Origin of the sequence: Cupriavidus alkaliphilus, assembly GCF_014191175.1 — a bacterium.
GTDB lineage: Bacteria > Pseudomonadota > Gammaproteobacteria > Burkholderiales > Burkholderiaceae > Cupriavidus > Cupriavidus alkaliphilus.
This window is the reverse complement of record NZ_JACHWE010000001.1, coordinates 838,535-854,666: the sequence shown is the minus strand read 5'-3', so window position 1 is coordinate 854,666 and position 16,132 is coordinate 838,535. Positions and strand designations below refer to the sequence as shown.

General features: G+C 67.0%; 14 protein-coding genes and 3 tRNA genes. 6 read left to right on the top strand and 11 right to left on the bottom strand.

Features of this window, described 5'->3' with window-relative positions; genetic code table 11:
- Positions 1-8 precede the first annotated feature (8 nt).
- Positions 9-2,309, bottom strand: a complete 2,301-nt coding sequence (locus FHX60_RS04080) for an AAA family ATPase (protein WP_112774261.1) — start codon at positions 2,307-2,309, stop codon at positions 9-11.
- Positions 2,310-2,796: 487 nt separating this feature from the next.
- On the opposite strand from FHX60_RS04080, the gene FHX60_RS04075 reads away from it, so the two are divergent.
- From FHX60_RS04075 to FHX60_RS04060, 4 genes are all read left to right on the top strand, one after another.
- Positions 2,797-3,453, top strand: a complete 657-nt coding sequence (locus FHX60_RS04075) for an energy transducer TonB (RefSeq protein ID WP_112773985.1) — start codon at positions 2,797-2,799, stop codon at positions 3,451-3,453.
- Positions 3,454-3,516: 63 nt separating this feature from the next.
- Positions 3,517-4,245 (top strand): MotA/TolQ/ExbB proton channel family protein, encoded by a 729-nt coding sequence (locus FHX60_RS04070; protein ID WP_112773984.1) that lies wholly within the window; start codon positions 3,517-3,519, stop codon positions 4,243-4,245.
- A gap of 21 nt (positions 4,246-4,266) precedes the next feature.
- Entirely contained in the window at positions 4,267-4,680 is a 414-nt protein-coding gene (locus tag FHX60_RS04065) for an ExbD/TolR family protein (protein WP_112773983.1), read from the top strand.
- A gap of 254 nt (positions 4,681-4,934) precedes the next feature.
- Positions 4,935-5,264 (top strand): hemin uptake protein HemP, encoded by a 330-nt coding sequence (locus FHX60_RS04060; RefSeq protein WP_112773982.1) that lies wholly within the window; start codon positions 4,935-4,937, stop codon positions 5,262-5,264.
- 270 nt (positions 5,265-5,534) lie between these two features.
- Here FHX60_RS04060 and FHX60_RS04055 read toward each other — a convergent pair whose 3' ends face one another.
- From FHX60_RS04055 to FHX60_RS04040, 4 genes are all read right to left on the bottom strand, one after another.
- Positions 5,535-5,942 (bottom strand): heme-binding protein, encoded by a 408-nt coding sequence (locus tag FHX60_RS04055; RefSeq protein WP_062800826.1) that lies wholly within the window; start codon positions 5,940-5,942, stop codon positions 5,535-5,537.
- Positions 5,943-6,102: 160 nt separating this feature from the next.
- A complete protein-coding gene (locus FHX60_RS04050) occupies positions 6,103-6,360 on the bottom strand; it encodes a hypothetical protein (protein ID WP_092309555.1) in 258 nt (85 codons plus the stop codon).
- Between the two features lie 264 nt (positions 6,361-6,624).
- The gene (locus tag FHX60_RS04045) at positions 6,625-6,987 is read right to left on the bottom strand and encodes a hypothetical protein (RefSeq protein WP_092309558.1); all 363 of its coding nucleotides are present in this window, start codon (positions 6,985-6,987) and stop codon (positions 6,625-6,627) included.
- 712 nt (positions 6,988-7,699) lie between these two features.
- Positions 7,700-8,794, bottom strand: a complete 1,095-nt coding sequence (locus FHX60_RS04040) for a YeiH family protein (protein ID WP_183282598.1) — start codon at positions 8,792-8,794, stop codon at positions 7,700-7,702.
- Positions 8,795-8,893: 99 nt separating this feature from the next.
- Here FHX60_RS04040 and FHX60_RS04035 point away from each other — a divergent pair, with 99 nt between their 5' ends.
- The gene (locus FHX60_RS04035; RefSeq protein WP_092309564.1) at positions 8,894-9,835 is read left to right on the top strand and encodes a LysR family transcriptional regulator; all 942 of its coding nucleotides are present in this window, start codon (positions 8,894-8,896) and stop codon (positions 9,833-9,835) included.
- A 10-nt stretch (positions 9,836-9,845) separates the two neighbouring features.
- Here FHX60_RS04035 and FHX60_RS04030 read toward each other — a convergent pair whose 3' ends face one another.
- From FHX60_RS04030 to uvrC, 6 genes are all read right to left on the bottom strand, one after another.
- The gene (locus FHX60_RS04030) at positions 9,846-11,078 is read right to left on the bottom strand and encodes a cation:proton antiporter domain-containing protein (RefSeq protein WP_183282597.1); all 1,233 of its coding nucleotides are present in this window, start codon (positions 11,076-11,078) and stop codon (positions 9,846-9,848) included.
- 360 nt (positions 11,079-11,438) lie between these two features.
- A tRNA-Cys gene (locus FHX60_RS04025) sits at positions 11,439-11,512 on the bottom strand.
- A gap of 123 nt (positions 11,513-11,635) precedes the next feature.
- Positions 11,636-11,711, bottom strand: a tRNA-Gly gene (locus tag FHX60_RS04020).
- 60 nt (positions 11,712-11,771) lie between these two features.
- Positions 11,772-11,847: transfer RNA gene (locus FHX60_RS04015), tRNA-Gly, on the bottom strand.
- Positions 11,848-12,018: 171 nt separating this feature from the next.
- Positions 12,019-12,618, bottom strand: a complete 600-nt coding sequence (gene pgsA / locus FHX60_RS04010) for a CDP-diacylglycerol--glycerol-3-phosphate 3-phosphatidyltransferase (RefSeq protein WP_092309570.1) — start codon at positions 12,616-12,618, stop codon at positions 12,019-12,021.
- Positions 12,619-12,734: 116 nt separating this feature from the next.
- Positions 12,735-14,735, bottom strand: coding sequence for an excinuclease ABC subunit UvrC (gene uvrC, locus FHX60_RS04005; protein WP_183282835.1), 2,001 nt, complete (start codon positions 14,733-14,735; stop codon positions 12,735-12,737).
- A gap of 172 nt (positions 14,736-14,907) precedes the next feature.
- Between uvrC and earP the strand changes: the two genes are divergently transcribed.
- Positions 14,908-16,095, top strand: a complete 1,188-nt coding sequence (gene earP, locus FHX60_RS04000; protein ID WP_183282596.1) for an elongation factor P maturation arginine rhamnosyltransferase EarP — start codon at positions 14,908-14,910, stop codon at positions 16,093-16,095.
- Positions 16,096-16,132: the final 37 nt, after the last annotated feature.

Genomic DNA, 16,132 nt, shown 5'->3' with positions numbered 1-16,132 from the left:
GCCTGCCATCAGCGCAGGAAGCCCAGCGGCCGGTGCTCGCGCACCTCGGGCTTGATCGCATGTTCCTGGCGCAACTGCGCCAGGAACTCATCGGGCGTCAGCGCCTCGCCCAGCAGCACGCACTGGCGCTTGACCGTGGCAAAGTCGCCGGGCGTCAGGCAATCCATCGCGTCGAGGTCCGCGCGCATGGCAGCGGTCAGGCCGGCGGGGTCGCCGTCGAGCGCCTCGTCGACAAACATCGCCACGCGTTGCGCCGGCTTGAGCGCCAGGAAGCGGATCTTGAACGAGAAGCGGCGCAGCGCGGCCTCGTCGATGCGGTCGAACAGGTTGGTGGTGCAGATGAAGATGCCGTTGAAGCGTTCCATGCCCTGCAGCATCTCGTTGACCTCGGAGATCTCGTAGTTGCGCACCGCCTGCTGGCGGCTCTGCATGAAGCTGTCGGCCTCGTCCAGCAGCAGCACCGCGCCGTCCTCTTCCGCGCGCGCGAACATCGCGGCAATCTGCTGCTCGGTCTCGCCCACGTACTTGCTCATCAGGTCCGAGGCACGGCGGATCATCAGCGGCAGATCCAGCTCGGCCGCGATATGCTCGGCCAGCGCGGTCTTGCCGGTGCCGGGCGGGCCATAGAAGCACAGCGTGCCGCGCTGGCGCACACGCAGCGCGTCGACGATCTTGACCACGTCGTAGCGGGTCTCGAGGTGCAGGTTCTCGAGCCGGTAGTGCGTGACCACCGGGCGCGCCTCGGCCTCGGGGCGCAGGCCCATGGCACGATCTGCGTGCTCTAGCTGGCGCAGGATCAGCGCCTCCACCGGCTCTTCCACATTAGGCCGCGCCAGTTCGACAAAGCGCGCCGCCGATTGCACCTGCGCCGGCGTCAGTGTCTTGCGCCCGGCCAGCCCCGTGATAAAGGCATCGCTGACATCCAGCCCGCCCAGGTGCTTGCGGATGATGTTCTCGCGCACCAGCGGCGGCGGGATCTTCAGCTCGAGGTGGAACTGGAAGCGGCGCAGGTAGGCCGGGTCGATCTGCCGGATCGAATTGGAGATCCATATCACCGGCACCGGGTTCTGCTCCAGCGTCTGGTTGACCCAGGCCTTGCCGTTGACCGACGCGCGCGCGTCCTCCTGGCCGAACAGGCTCATCAGCTCGCGTGCGCTGCCCGGGAACACGTCTTCGACTTCGTCGAACAGCAGCGCGGTATGGGCGCGCCCGCGCAGGAACGCCTGCGACACTTGCAGCGAGCGGTAGCGGTCCTTGCCCGACAGGCTGTTGCCGTCGCGATCCAGGCAATCGACCTCATACAGCTCGCAGCCCGCCTCGCGCGCCAGCAGCCGCGCGAACTCGGTCTTGCCGGTGCCGGGGGGGCCGTAGATCAGCACATTGACGCCGCTGGCGTGCTGGCGCGTGGCATTGGCCAGCAGCGCGCGCAGGTAGCGCGCGTCGGTCTCCACATGCGGATAGTCGGCGGTGGTCAGCGTGGGCGGCGCGGCCGGGCGGGTGAAGACCGCCATCATCTCGGCCTCGTTGGCGTAGTTGCCGAGCAGCACGTGCAGCAGCCGGTCCGACAGCCGCATCAGGTCGCCCAGGTCGGTCACGCTGTTTTCCGGCAGCGGCTGCTCGATCAGGTTCAGCGTCTCCAGCCGCGAGCCGGGCCGCAGCGACGCCGCCACGTCGGCCGCGCCGGCGCCGGTCAGGCCGGCCAGGATCTGGAACGCCTCCTGGCTGTGCGCCACCTTGCAGTCGACCATCACCGCGCGCAGGTCGCGCTTGTACTTGGCCAGCGCGGCATACAGCAGCAGCTTGCGCTCATGGTCGGGCAGGTCCAGCACGTGGCTGAGCATGTCGATATTGCGCACCAGCAGCACGCGCTCGCCCTCGAGCCGCTGGGCGATGGCCGCGGCCGACGCGTCGAACACGGCGAACATGTCCTTGGCGTGGTGCTTGACGTACTCGTCGAGGTAATAGAACAGCGCGCTTTCGTCGAAGGCGCTGTTCCACTGGCCGTGGCGGTCGAGGAATTCTTCTGGGGTCAGGCGCGCCGCGCCCTTCCAGGCGGGCATGTCGGCGCAGCGCGCGGCCAGGAAGCGCTGCACGCGCAGCACCACGCCGTACGGCCACACCATCTCCTGCGCGCTGACGGTCAGGACATCGTTGATATTGCTGCGCAGGTTGAAGCGCGGCCCCAGCGCACAGACCACGCGCAGCGCAAACTGCGCGCACATCCAGTCCAGCGCCGAGCTTGACGATGCCCCGGGCATGGAGCGCAGCAGCGTCGATCGGTCATCTTCAGCAAAACGTGTGAAGTCCATGAACGGGTCCCCGAGCGCGCGATGCGCAATGGCGGGCCGCGACAGGCGCACCGCCACGTCTGCAGTGTCTTTCTATGCTAGCGCGCTTTCCTGCCCTGCGGGCGCGCCCGTGCGCGGCCGGCGCCGGCCATGGTGGCCTGGGGCACCGATGCGCGGCGCGGTGCGATGGCGTGCCAGCGCGCATGATTCAACCAAATTGCCCCCTCCTGATTTGCCGCCGGGACTTGCCGGTATAACGCGCGCAGGCGGAAAATTCCATTTGCGACGCACAAATCACAACAAATAAGAATCATTATCGTTTATACTCCGCAGCTGACACGCTGCCCCAGAGTGGCGCTCCCACGTCAACCCAGTTGAAGGAGCGTTTATCATGGAATTGCTGCTTAGCCTGCTGGTCGGTTGCGGCATCTCGCTGATCCTGTTCTACCGCAAGTGACGGCGTACGGCCGCCGCGGTGCCGCCGCCGGCAGACTTTTGTTGTTGACACATGTTCGACCAACGCTTCTTAAAGATTACGCTCGCCGTCCTGCTGTTCCACGCCGGCCTGCTTTACCTGATCCAGAGCGGGCTGGCCCGCAAGCTCACCGAGGCCGTGATCGCGCCGGAAATCATTGCGCGCATCATTCCGCTGGAGCCACCCAAGCAGGAGGCCCCGCCTGAGCCACCCAAGCCGAAGCCCAAGCAGGAAACCCCGCCCAAGCAGGTCAAGGTGACCACGCCCAAGCCGACGCCGCCGCAGCCCAGGCCGGCACCGCAGCCGGTCGCCGACCTGCCGCCGACGCCTTCGGCGCCTGAAGCGCCGCCGGCCCCGCCGGCGCCCCCGGCACCGCCCGAGCCCGCGCCGGCACCGGTGTCGGCCGCGCCGCGCGCCGTCGGCATCGGCGAAATCCAGTGCACGCCGCCGCAACCGAAGTATCCTTCCCAGTCACGCCGCATGGGCGAGACCGGCAAGACCGTGGTGCGGCTGACTACCGATGAAAGCGGCAAGGTCGTCAAGACCGCCGTGGTGTCGTCGAGCGGCTCGTCGCGCCTTGACCAGGCCGCGGTCGAAGCCGTGCAGGCCATGCGCTGCAAGCCCTATATGGACAACGGCCGCGCCGTTGCCGTCACGGCACAGCAGCCGATCGGCTTCGAGCTGAACTGACCACCCCCGATTTCCGATCTCTGATCTGACCTAAACCAAGCGAACTCACCAGGAAACCAACACATGCAGGACCTCGGACTCACCCACCTCTGGTCGCAAGGCGACTTCGTCATGCGTGCGACCGCCATCATTCTGCTGATCATGTCGCTCGCCTCATGGATCGTGATCCTGACCAAGGCGTGGGATCTGGTGCGCCTGAAGAAGATGGCGCAAGGCGCGGAAAAGCGCTTCTGGCACTCGGACGATTTCGACCACGCGCTGGAAACCCTGGGCGCCGGCGATTCCAACCCCTTCCGCACGCTGGCCATCGCAGGCAAGGAAGCCGCCCAGCACCATCGCGCCAGCCAGCCGCAGCTGCACGACGTGATGGATATCTCCGACTGGCTGACCCGCTCGCTGAAGAGCTCCATCGATGAATCGGTGGCGCGCATGCAGTCGGGCCTGGCCGTGCTGGCATCGGTAGGCTCGACCGCGCCGTTCGTCGGCCTGTTCGGCACCGTGTGGGGCATCTACCACGCGCTGATCGGCATCGGCGCCTCGGGCGTGCCGACCATCGACAAGGTTGCCGGCCCGGTGGGCGAGGCGCTGATCATGACCGCCTTCGGCCTGGCCGTGGCAATCCCGGCCGTGCTGGGCTATAACGCCCTCACCCGCGGCAACAAGTCGGTGATCTCGAAGCTCAACCGCTTTGCCCACGACCTGCACGCCTACTTCGTCACCGGGGCGCGCGTGCGCCCCACCGGTGCCCGCGCCGAGGACGGCACCGTGCGCCTGGCCGCGGCACAGCGCTAAACCGCTAGCAAGGAAGTCATCATGGCATTCGGCACTCTCGAAGGGGACGACGACGAGGTGATGAGCGAAATCAACATGACGCCGCTGGTCGACGTCATGCTGGTGCTGCTGATCATCTTCATCATCACCATCCCCGTGATCAACCACGCGGTGAAGATCGACCTGCCGCGCGCCACCAACTCGCCGAACGACCCCAAGCCGCAGAACATCAACGTGTCCATCGATGCAAGCGGCAAGGTCTTCTGGAACCAGGTGGAAGTGGACCAGGCCACGCTGGAAAGCAATATCGCGCTGGCCGCGCAGCAGCAGCCGCAGCCTGAGCTGCATCTGCGCGCCGACCGCGAGGTGCGCTACGAGCGCGTGGCCGAGGTCATGGCCGCCGCGCAGCATGGCGGCCTGGGCAAGATCGGCTTCATCACCGAACCTAAACAGTAAACCGGCGCCTGCGGGCGCTCCGGGAGCAACAAAGGGCACCTTCGGGTGCCCTTTTTGTCATGGTGCCGCCAGCTTGTACATGCGTGCCTGCTTGCGCGGCGGCGCCGGCCGTAGTCGGCGCCTGAATCTTAGCGAGAGACTATTGTAATGATAACAATTCTCATTTAATATCTTTCCATTGACTGCGCCAGGCGCGGCATCGCCGCCCCGGATTGCACTTCCCTTACTCTCCTATCGCAGAACGGAGCCAGATGATGAGCACACTTTCCCTGCCGCTGTCGCAACCCCGTGAAGTCACCCGCCGCCGCCTGTCGCTGCGCCGCGTGGACGTGGCCGCGCAGCCGCGCCGGGACGCCGGCGCGAAGACCGCCCCGTCGGCGATCGCCTCGGTCAAGTCCGCCGTAGCCGCCCTGCCCGCACGCCTGGAAGCGCTGGTGCGCGACAGCCTGAGCTCGGCGCCCGCCGGCGAGCCGGTGGCGTTGGAAACCATCATGCGCGGTGCCAACACGCTGCCGATCCTGCACAACGGCGAGGTCTATACGCTGCGCGTGACGCGCTATGGGAAGCTGATCCTGACCAAATGATGCAGCCCCACGGCGATTCCGCAGGGAGACAGCCAAGGGGAAGCCATTCGAAACCCGCGCCAGGCGCGGACGCCACGAACGTGGCAGCAAGGACTTTTGTGGGGACCACCTCGGAACGAGGTGTTGGGCAGTAGCCAGGTATGCGTGCCGCAGGCGGGAGTCAGACCCCACGCCAGGCCGGCCGTACCCAGCCATGCCCTCTTTTATGCCGCCCCGCAGGCTGTGCCTGCGGGGCTTTTTCACGCGCCGGCGCCAGCGCCGGCGCGTGTCTTACAGGCCCAGCGCGGCGATGCCGGCACGCGCGACCTGCGCGTCCTCGGTCGACTTCACGCCCGACACGCCGACGGCGCCCACCACCTGCTCGTTGCAGACGATGGGCACGCCGCCCTCCAGCATGCCCTGCAGCACCGGCGCCGTCATGAACGAGTAGCGGCCGTTGTTGATCATGTCTTCGTAGACCTTCGACTCACGGCGGCCCAGCGCCGAGGTACGGGCCTTTTCGCCGGCGATATAGGCCGAGATCGGCGCGGCGCCGTCCAGGCGCTGCATGGCCAGCATATGGCCGCCGTCGTCGACCACGACGATCGACACGGCCCAGTGATGGTTCTTTGCCTCGGTTTCCGCTGCGGCCATGATCTTCTTCACGTCGTCTGCCGTCAGAACCGTCTTTTGCTGCATGCCACTCTCCTGGTCATTGATTTGGATAGAGGCCGAAGTATAGCGCCGCACCTGCGCCACCGTCATGGCAGCCGGCCCGCCGTGCCCTGCCCACCGTGCGCACCACGGCAAAATGGCCCGCGAGCGGGCCATTCGTCATGCGACCACTGCAGCGGTGCGGTCAGGCGCCGTCGGTGAACGGATCGGGCTTGCCCAGGCGGGCGCCGTCGGTGTACGGGTCGGTCTTGCCGACACGCGCGCCGTCGGTGAACGGGTCCGGCTTGCCGACCTTGGCGCCATCGGTGTACGGGTCGACTGCGCCGACCTTGGCGCCGTCGAGATACGGGTCGACCTTGCCGACCGCGGCGAACGATGCGGTGGACGCAGTGCCCAGGAGCGCCAGCGCGGCGGCGGTAATCACGGCTTGTTTGATCTTCATGAGATTCCCCTTGCTTCTTGGTTGGTCACGGCATCGCACGCCAGATGAATCAGCGTCATCGCGATGTCACATAAGTAGTTTAGGGAAAACCCTTATCGAGAGGCAGGTGATGCTTTGAGCAGTCTGTTCAAATATTTTGACCTCGATCAAATTGCGCCACTCAGTCCGGAACCAGCCCGGCACCGTTATGTCGCAATGCAGCGCCAAAAGGAAAGGGCCCGTATCGGGCCCTTCCTTCAGGACAAGCTGGATCGAAGACAGCGCTCAGTCGCGCCACCTGCCGTGGCCATGCCCGTGACCATGCCCGTGGCGATGGCCGCGGTGATAGCCCGGCGGGCCATAGTAGCCGCGGTGGCCGCCGTAATAGCGGGGCGGGCCGTAATAGCCAGGACCGTAGTAGACCGGGCGCGGCCGAACCACCACCGGCGGCGGACCATAATAGACCGGGGCCGGCGCCACCACCACGGGCGGCGGGCCATAATAGGCCGGAGCGGGCGGATAATACGCCGGCGCACCGATCACCACGCCCGGAACGCCGACGGACACGCCAACGCTCACATGGGCCATGGCTGCGCCAGACGCCAACCCGGCGGCAATACCGCATGCTGCAAGCCACCAACGTTTCATATCCGCCTCTCAAAGTGGGATGTCTCGTAATGGATATTGTAGGGGTTCGGAAATTTCCAGGTGCAACGGCGCACACGACATTGTTACCAGCCGTAACAGTGTCGTCACTTTTCGCTCGAGGCTGGTCTGAGGTGTCGGAGGTTCGCGCCCTGCCCTTTCGTCTTGGCCGCAGCTTGCATCCGGGATGCGGAGCCACCACAATATCGGGCTTGCCGTGCGCTGCGGCAACCGGAGCCGGTCTGGCGCCAACCGAAAAAGACGCAGCGCTCGCGCCCGAGTGGTGAAATCGGTAGACACAAGGGACTTGAAAATTTGAGCCTTCGGGGGGAAACGCCCGAAGTGACGCCCGTCAAAGTCGGCGAACGCCCTGGATGCATGGCATCCGAGCCAACGCCGAGCCAAGCCCAACCGCCATGGTTGGGAAGGTGTAGAGAGCAGACGGCGGGCACCTACGGCCGCGAGGCTATGGTGAAGGCGTGCTCCAGCCCACGAACAGCGCCCGCGCTGGCGGCGAAAGCCGAAGTGGGAAGAAAATCCCTCGCCGCAAGGCGTGCCGGTTCGATTCCGGCCTCGGGCACCAATCCACAGTTGCCACCATTGCGTGGCGGCAACATCCTGCGGACCGCCGGCCACTGCTGACGGCCGCCAGACTTGCAGCAAAAACAAAAAGGGGGCCATCGCCCCCTTTTTAGCCTGGCTCCTGACTGCTACGTCACGCCATGGCGTAGCACATCAGTGCCCCCACCCCCATCAGGAATACGAACAGCACCCCGGCCAGCGCCAGCGGCTTGCGGCCGGCGCGCACCAGGTCGCCGATGCGGGTGTGCAGGCCGATCGCCAGCATTGCGCAGGCCAGCAGCCAGTTGTCCAGCGCGATCAGCGGCGCCTTCCAGGCAGCGGGCACGGCCCCGGCCGAGTTGACCGCCATCACGGCGACAAAACCCACCGCAAACCACGGCACCGACTTCATGATGCCGCGCAGGCGGCCGGCACCGGCGCCGGACTGGGCCGGTTGCGAGCCGCCCTGCGGCCACAGCGCCATCACCAGCAGCAGCGGGCCCAGGGCCAGCACGCGCACCATCTTGGCCACCACGGCGGCGTCGGCGGTCGGTTCGCTGATCATCTTGCCGGCAGCAATCACCTGCGCCACCTCGTGCAGCGTCGCCCCGGTAAAGATGCCGAACATGCGCTCGCTGACGGCCCAGTGCCAGTGTCCCGTGACCAGTTCGTACAGGTAGGGATAGAGCAGCATGCCGACGGTACCGAACAGCACCACCGTCGCCACCGCCACGGCAGTCTGCTTGTCGTCGGTGCGCACCACCGACGACACCGCGATTGCCGCGGCTGCGCCGCAGATGGCACTGCCAGAGCTGACCAGGATCGCCTCGCGTCGGCTCAGGCCGAACCAGGCCGTGCCGATCCAGGTGCCGAACAGCAGCGTGGCGACCAGCATGGTCAGCGGCACGGCGATGCCGGGCAGGCCCAGCGCAACGATCGAGGCGAAGGTCAGGCGCAGCCCGTACAGCGCCACGCCCAGCCGCAGCAGGTAATGCCGCGCCACCTGCATGCCGGGGGCCAGCGGCGCCAGCCAGTGGCGCGGCAGCGTATTGGCCGCGACCATGCCGGCGCACATGGCCAGGGTCAGCGCGCTGAGTCCGTAGCGCGATACCGCCGGATGCTCGGCCAGTGCAATCGCCAGCCAGGCAATGCCGCCCAGCGGGAGCAGCGTCAGCAATCGCTGCGACCAGGGAGGAGGCAGGGCCGGCGCGGCGGCCGGGGTGGTGCGGGGGCTGGAGACGGAAGACATGGCAGGCTCGGGTCGGTGTGCTTTAGTGACTCAAGCGTAATGGCGCCCACCTAACCCGTAAAACGGGTAATATCGTTATGCCTTATTTATATTTTCGATATGGACCCGCACCCCACCCCACCGGCGGCACCGCGGCCGGAACAGCGGCCGCTGCGCTTGACGCTGCGCCAGCTGTCGGTCTTCGTCGCGGTAGCCCAGCATGGCAGCACGATGGCGGCGGCGCAGGCACTGGCGATGTCGCAATCGGCTGTCAGCGCCTCGCTGGCCGAGCTGGAGCGCGCGCTGGACAGTCCGCTGTTCGACCGCATTGCCCGTCGCCTCAGCATCAATGAGACCGGTCGGCAATTCTTTCCGCGCGCGCTGTCGCTGCTGGACCAGGCCCAGGAGCTGGAGCGTTTTGCCGGCCAGACCGGGGTCCAGTTGCGCATCGCCGCCAGCAACACCATCGGCAGCTATATGCTGCCCCCGCTGCTGGCGGGTTTCCGCCACTCACGCAGCGGGCCGTGCACGCTGGACCTGCGCATCGGCAATACCCGCGAGGTGCTGCAGTCGCTGCTGCAGTTCGAAGCCGATATCGGCCTGGTCGAGGGCGCCAGCCATGAACGCGACCTGCGCAGCGTGCGCTGGTGCGACGACGAGATGGTGGTGATCGTCGGTCCCTCCCATCCGCTGGCCGCGGCGCCCCATGACCTGGTGGCCCTGCGCGATGCCGAGTGGATCGTGCGCGAGCCTGGCTCGGGCACGCGCGAGGTGATCGAGGAGCGGCTGGTGCCGCTGCTGGGCGAACTGCGCTTCGCGCTGGAACTCGGCAATGCCGAGGCCATCAAGCGCGCGGTGATGAGCGGATTCGGCGTCAGCTGCCTGTCGCTGCACGTGGTGCGTGATGAACTCGAGCGCGGCACGCTGGTGGCAATCCGCGACGGTCTGCCACGCATCGTGCGGCCGCTGCAACTGGTGGTGCACCAGGACAAGTTCCCGACCCAGGGGCTGCTGGCGTTTACCGAATACCTGCGCACGATGGCGCCGCGCATCGGCGCCTGAAGGAAGCCACTCAGGCCGGCTGGGGATCCGCGCCGCGGCTGCGGCGCGCGGTGTACACGTCGAGCATGTGGAACAGCACGGGATTGAGCATGATCGACAGCAGCGCGCCGGCCAGGATCAGCGCCTGCCCGCGCTCCGGCAGGATCTTCAGATAGACGCCCAGGCTGGCAAGGATGAACGAGAACTCGCCGATCTGCGCCAGGCTGACGGCAATGGTCATGCCGGTCTGCCCCGAATGCCCGAAGGCGCGCACGATGCCCAGCGCCGCCAGCGATTTGCCGACCACGATGATAAACACCGTCGCCAGCACGCCCCAGGGGTCGTTCACCAGCACCATCGGATCGAACAGCATGCCCACCGAAACGAAGAACAGCACGGCGAACGCGTCGCGCAGCGGCAGCGATTCCTCGGCCGCGCGATGGCTGAATTCGGATTCCGCCAGCACCATGCCCGCGAAGAACGCACCCAGCGCAAACGACACGCCGAACAGCGCATAGGCGCCATAGGCCACGCCCAGCGCCGTCGCCAGCACGCCCAGGCGGAACATTTCGCGGTTGCCGGTCCACACGATGCGCTCGAGCATCCACGGGATAAAGCGGCGGCCGATCACCAGCATCACCGCGACGAACGCCGCCACCTTGCCGAGCGTGGCGAAGATCGCCAGCACCACCTCGCCCGTGCCCGGGCCGGCGTCGCCGGAAGCCCCGCCCGCGCCGGCCAGCAGGCCTGCCATCGCCGGCAGCAGCACCAGCGCCAGCACCATCGCCAGGTCTTCGACGATCAGCCAGCCGACGGCGATGCGTCCCTGCGGCGATTCCACCAGGTTGCGTTCCTGCAGGGCTTTGAGCAGCACCACGGTGCTGGCCACCGAGAGCGCCAGACCGTACACCAGCCCCTGCCCCCACGACCAGCCGAAGCCCCACGACACCAGCATGCCCATCAGCGTGGCGATGCCGATCTGCACCACCGCGCCCGGAATGGCGATGCGCTTGACCGCCATCAGGTCCTTGATCGAGAAATGCAGCCCCACGCCGAACATCAGCAGGATCACGCCCAGCTCGGCCAGTTCCGGCGCCAGCGCCTGGTCGGCGGTGTAGCCGGGGGTATGCGGACCCACCACGATGCCCGCGCACAGATAGCCGATCAACGGCGGCAGGCGCAGCCGGCTGGCGACCGCGCCAAGGATAAAGGCCAGGACGATACCGCCGACGATGGTACTGATAAGCGGGGTGGCGTGATGCATGCGTGCGGGATTCCTCGTGTCAGGGCTGAACGGCTAACCCGCTCCCTTGCTCTGGCAAGGGGCACAGCGCATCCGGCGCGCACCAGCGGTCAGCGCGGGACATTCGCCGCAACCATCGGCAGCAGCATCGGAACGGGGAAGAACGGGAAATGCCGCAGCGGCCCCGGACACGCCGGCGGCGTGTCACGGATCGGGGATGGCGATTGACATGCTGCCCCGCGAGCCAAGCCGCGGAGCCCCCCGAAAAGCGTACGACAGGAGTAATGTAACATGCCCGCCACGTCTGGGCGGCGCAGCCGGTCCATGGAAGCGGTCCGGAAAAACAAAAACGGCGCCAGGAGGCGCCGCTTTGCTTGCAACTGGAGGCGGAGGTCGGAATCGAACCGGCGTACACGGCTTTGCAGGCCGCTGCATAACCACTCTGCCACCCCGCCAGGTGACGTGCTGCTGGATTGTATCCGCATTCAGCCGAGGCTGCCGCAGCGCTTCGATGCGGCATGCCGCGGTGCGGCGATTCAATCCAAACAAAAAGGGAAGCGCTGCTTCCCTTTGGGGATTGGAGCGGGAGACGAGTCTCGAACTCGCGACCTCAACCTTGGCAAGGTTGCGCTCTACCAACTGAGCTACTCCCGCATACAACTTTTACTGCCAGCCCCGCACCGCGATGACCACGCTGCCGGACCTGATTTGACCTGGAGCGGGAGACGAGTCTCGAACTCGCGACCTCAACCTTGGCAAGGTTGCGCTCTACCAACTGAGCTACTCCCGCAGGGCACCACTAAAATCGAATCAAGGTGTTTTATGCCACAAAACGCCGACATCTCACAACATCTTGCGTCAAACCCACCTTATCTCGCTGCTTTCGCTTGCGTCGTCAGCAACGAGAATGAGATTATGCAAAGAACTGCCCTCTCCGTCAACCACTTTTTCGAATTTCTTTTCATTTCGGCGCGCCTGCGCGCGCCACCACGTTGCTGCGTTCGCGAATCTGCGGCCACGCCAGCTTCATGTAGTAGATCATCGACCACAGCGTCAGCACCGCCGCAACATAGATCATCCAGGTGCCGAGCAGATGGGCATTGAAGCCGAACAGGTGGTCGCTGAACAGCAGCAGCGGAATCGCCACCATCTGCGCGGTGGTCTTGAGCTTGCCGAGGAAATTCACCGCGACGCTCTTGGAGGCGCCGATCTGCGCCATCCACTCGCGCAGCGCCGAAATGGTGATCTCGCGGCCGATGATCACCAGCGCGATCAGGTCGGTGACCCGGTCCAGCGCCAGCAGCGACAGCAGCGCCGCGGTCACCATCAGCTTGTCGGCGACCGGGTCCAGGAACGCGCCGAACGACGAGGTCTGGTTCCAGCGCCGCGCGAGGAAGCCGTCGAGCCAGTCGGTCACCGCGGCGATGATGAAGAACGCCGCCGCGGTCAGGTTCTTGGTGTGCATCGGCAGCCAGGCGTCGGGCAGGTAAAAGACCCCCACCACCAGTGGAATCATGGCGACGCGAAGCCAGGTCAGCAGGATCGGGATATTGAAGGGCATGGAACTCGGACGGCGGGGGGACGGTAACCAATCCTGCGATTGTCGCCGATTTCGGGGCCAATCGAGCATTTCCGGCGATTGGCGTGCCGGCCCGCCGCGGGTCGCGGCGGGCGCGGTCAGTGCAGCTGCCGGTAGATTTCCTCGGCAAGGCCGCGCGAAATGCCCTCGACGCTGGCCAGTTCGTCGACGCTGGCGGCCATCACGCCGCGCAGGCCGCCGAAGCGGGTCAGCAGCTTCTGGCGCCGGCGCGCGCCGATGCCCTCGATCTCTTCCAGCCGCGAGGTGGTGCGCGTCTTGGCACGGCGCGCGCGCATGCCGGTGATGGCAAAGCGGTGCGCCTCGTCGCGGATCTGCGCCACCAGCATCAGCGCGGCACTGCCCTGGCCCAGTTCCAGCGCGGGGCGGCCATCGGCGAACACCAGCGTCTCCAGTCCCACCTTGCGGCCCTCGCCCTTGGCGACGCCGACCAGCAGGCCGATATCCAGGCCCAGCTCCTCGAACACCTGCCGCGCCACCTCGACCTGGCCCTTGCCGCCGTCGATCAGCACGATCTGCGGCACCAGCGCCGCGGCCTCGCTGCCTTCGATGCCGCCGTCTTCCTGGATCTGCTCGACCAGCTTCTGGTAGCGCCGCGTCAGAACCTGGCGCATCGCCGCGTAGTCGTCGCCCGGGATGATGTCCTGGATGTTATAGCGGCGGTATTCGCTGTTCTGCATGTCGTGGTGGTGGTACACCACGCACGATGCCTGCGTGGCTTCGCCGGCGGTATGGCTGATGTCGAAGCACTCGACGCGCAGCAGCGCCAGGTCATCAAGATCGAGCCCGATGGTTTCCGCCAGCGCACGCGTGCGCGCTTCCTGGCTGCCCTGCTCGGCCAGGCGGCGCGACAGCGCCAGCGCCGCGCCCTGCTGCGCCATCTCCAGCCAGATCTTGCGCTGGCCCTGCGGCTGGCGCACCAGCGTGACCTTGCGCCCGGCGTGCAGCGCCAGCGCCTCGAGCACCGCGCCGTCGTCCGGCACATGGCTGACCACGACGATGGGCGGCGCCGGCTGCTCCAGGTAGTGCTGCACCATGAAGGCCGACAGCACGCGCGTGGCGATGCGGTCTACCGTCAGCGGCAGCGCGGCGTCCGCGGCGCTATCCTCGACGCTGTCCTCGGCGCGCTCGTCGGCGTCCTCGACGATCATTGCCGCTTCATCCGCATGGGCCGGGAAGTAGGCCTTGTCGCCCAGGTGGCGCCCGCCGCGCACCATCGCCAGGTTGACGCAGGCGCGGCCACCCTCAACCGCAACCGCCAGCACGTCGATGTCGCGCGCCTGGCCGCCCACCTCTTCCACCGCCTGGCGCTTGAGCACGGTCGACAGCGCCGCGATCTGGTCGCGCACCGCCGCCGCCAGCTCGAACTCCAGCCGCTCGGCGTGCTGCTCCATCTTGCCCTGCAGGCCCTCCAGTACCTCGCTCTGGCGGCCTTGCAGGAAGCGCGCCGCGTTGGCGACATCGCGCGCGTAGTCGTCCTCGCTGATGGCGTTGACGCACGGCCCGGTGCAGCGGTGGATCTGGTGCAGCAGGCATGGCCGCGTGCGGTTGTTGAAGACGGTGTCCTCGCAGGTGCGCAGCTGGAACACCTTCTGCAGGATCTGCATGCTCTCGCGCACCGCGTAGGCGCTCGGGAACGGGCCGAAGTACTGGTGCTTGCGGTCGGTCGCGCCGCGGTAGTACGCCATGCGCGGGAAGCGGTGCCCGGTCAGCTTCAGGAACGGGTACGACTTGTCGTCGCGGAACAGGATGTTGTAGCGCGGCGCCAGCGCCTTGATCAGGTTGTTCTCGAGCAGCAGCGCCTCGGCCTCGGTGCGCACCACCGTGGTCTCGATGCGCGCGATGCGCGACACCATCATCGCGATGCGCGGCGACAGCTGGGTCTTGTTGAAGTAGCTCGCCACCCGCTTCTTCAGGTCGCGCGCCTTGCCCACGTAGAGCACGTTGCCGTTCGCGTCGAAATAGCGGTAGACGCCAGGCAGGCCCGGCAGGCGCGAGATGACGGGACGGGCATCGAAGGGCTCGGCCGGAGCCTCGGCCGGGGCTTCAGATTGCGTTTGCGCTGGCGCAGCCGAAGGCATCTCGGCGTGCGCCTCGGCCGGTACCTCGTCGGCGGGTTTCGGGGAATCGGGTTGCTGGTCTGACATGTGGGGACGGTGACCGCTGCGGACCGGCGCGCGTCAATGCCGCGCGGCCTCTAAAATCGCAAGTTTAGAGCAATTCAACCGCGCGCCCCGCCGGCCACCACCTCTCATGCCTATCCGCTCCTGGGACATCTTCTGCACCGTGATCGACAACTTCGGCGACATCGGCGTCTGCTGGCGGCTGGCCCGCCAGCTGGCGCAGGAGCACGGGCACGCGGTGCGGCTGTGGGTCGATGACCTGGCCAGCTTCGCCCGGCTGGCGCCGGAGCTGGATACTGCCGCCGCGGTCCAGCACATTGCCGGCGTGGAAATCCGCCCCTGGCATCCGTCCGCCGCGGCCGGCGAGGTGGACGGCGAAGCGGACAGCGAAGCGGACGGCACCGCCGGCGCCATGCCGCACGATGCCGTCATCGAAGCCTTCGCCTGCCACCTGCCGGCGACGTTCCTCGAGCGCATGGCGGCGCGTGCGCCCAAACCCGCGTGGATCAACCTGGAGTACCTGAGCGCCGAACCATGGGTGCGCGAACACCACGCGATGCCGTCGCCCCACCCACGCCTGCCGATGGTCAAGCACTTTTTCTTTCCCGGATTCGAGCCCGGCACCGGCGGGCTGCTGCGTGAATCGATGCTGGGCGCGCAACGCGCCGCCTTCCTCGACGGCGCGGCGGCGCAGGCGTCATTGTGGCACCGGCTGGGCGTGACGCCGCTGACCGACGCGCTGCGCGTGAGCCTGTTCGCCTACCGCAATCCGGCGCTGCCCGCGCTGCTGGAGCAATGGCGCGACAGCACCGAGGCCGTCCATTGCCTGGTGCCGGCCGGCCTGGCGGCAAGCCAGGCAGCGGAGTGGCTCGGCGCCCCGCTGCAGCCGGGCCGGCCGGTCGCGCGCGGCAGTCTGTGCGTGCAGGCTATCCCCTTCGTGCGGCAGGAACACTATGACGAACTGCTGTGGGCCTGCGACCTCAATTTCGTGCGCGGCGAGGACTCCTTCGTGCGCGCGCAGTGGGCGGCGCGGCCGCTGGTCTGGCATATCTATCCGCAGGACGACGACGCCCACCGAGCCAAGCTCGACGCCTGGCTCGACCTTTTCGCGAAGAGCGGCGTGGCGACGGAAGCGGCCGCGGCGCTGGCCGATTTCTGGCACGCCTGGAACGGCTACGGCAATGCGCCCGACTGGCCGCGACTGCGGGCGCAGCTGCCGGCACTTGCGGCGATCGCGCCGCGCTGGGAGCGGCGTTTGCTGCATCCCGGCGACCTTGCCGCCAACCTGGTGGCGTTTTGCGAAAATCAGGTAAAATAACCGGTTGATCCAAATGGCGACCGGGCCGGAGAACCAG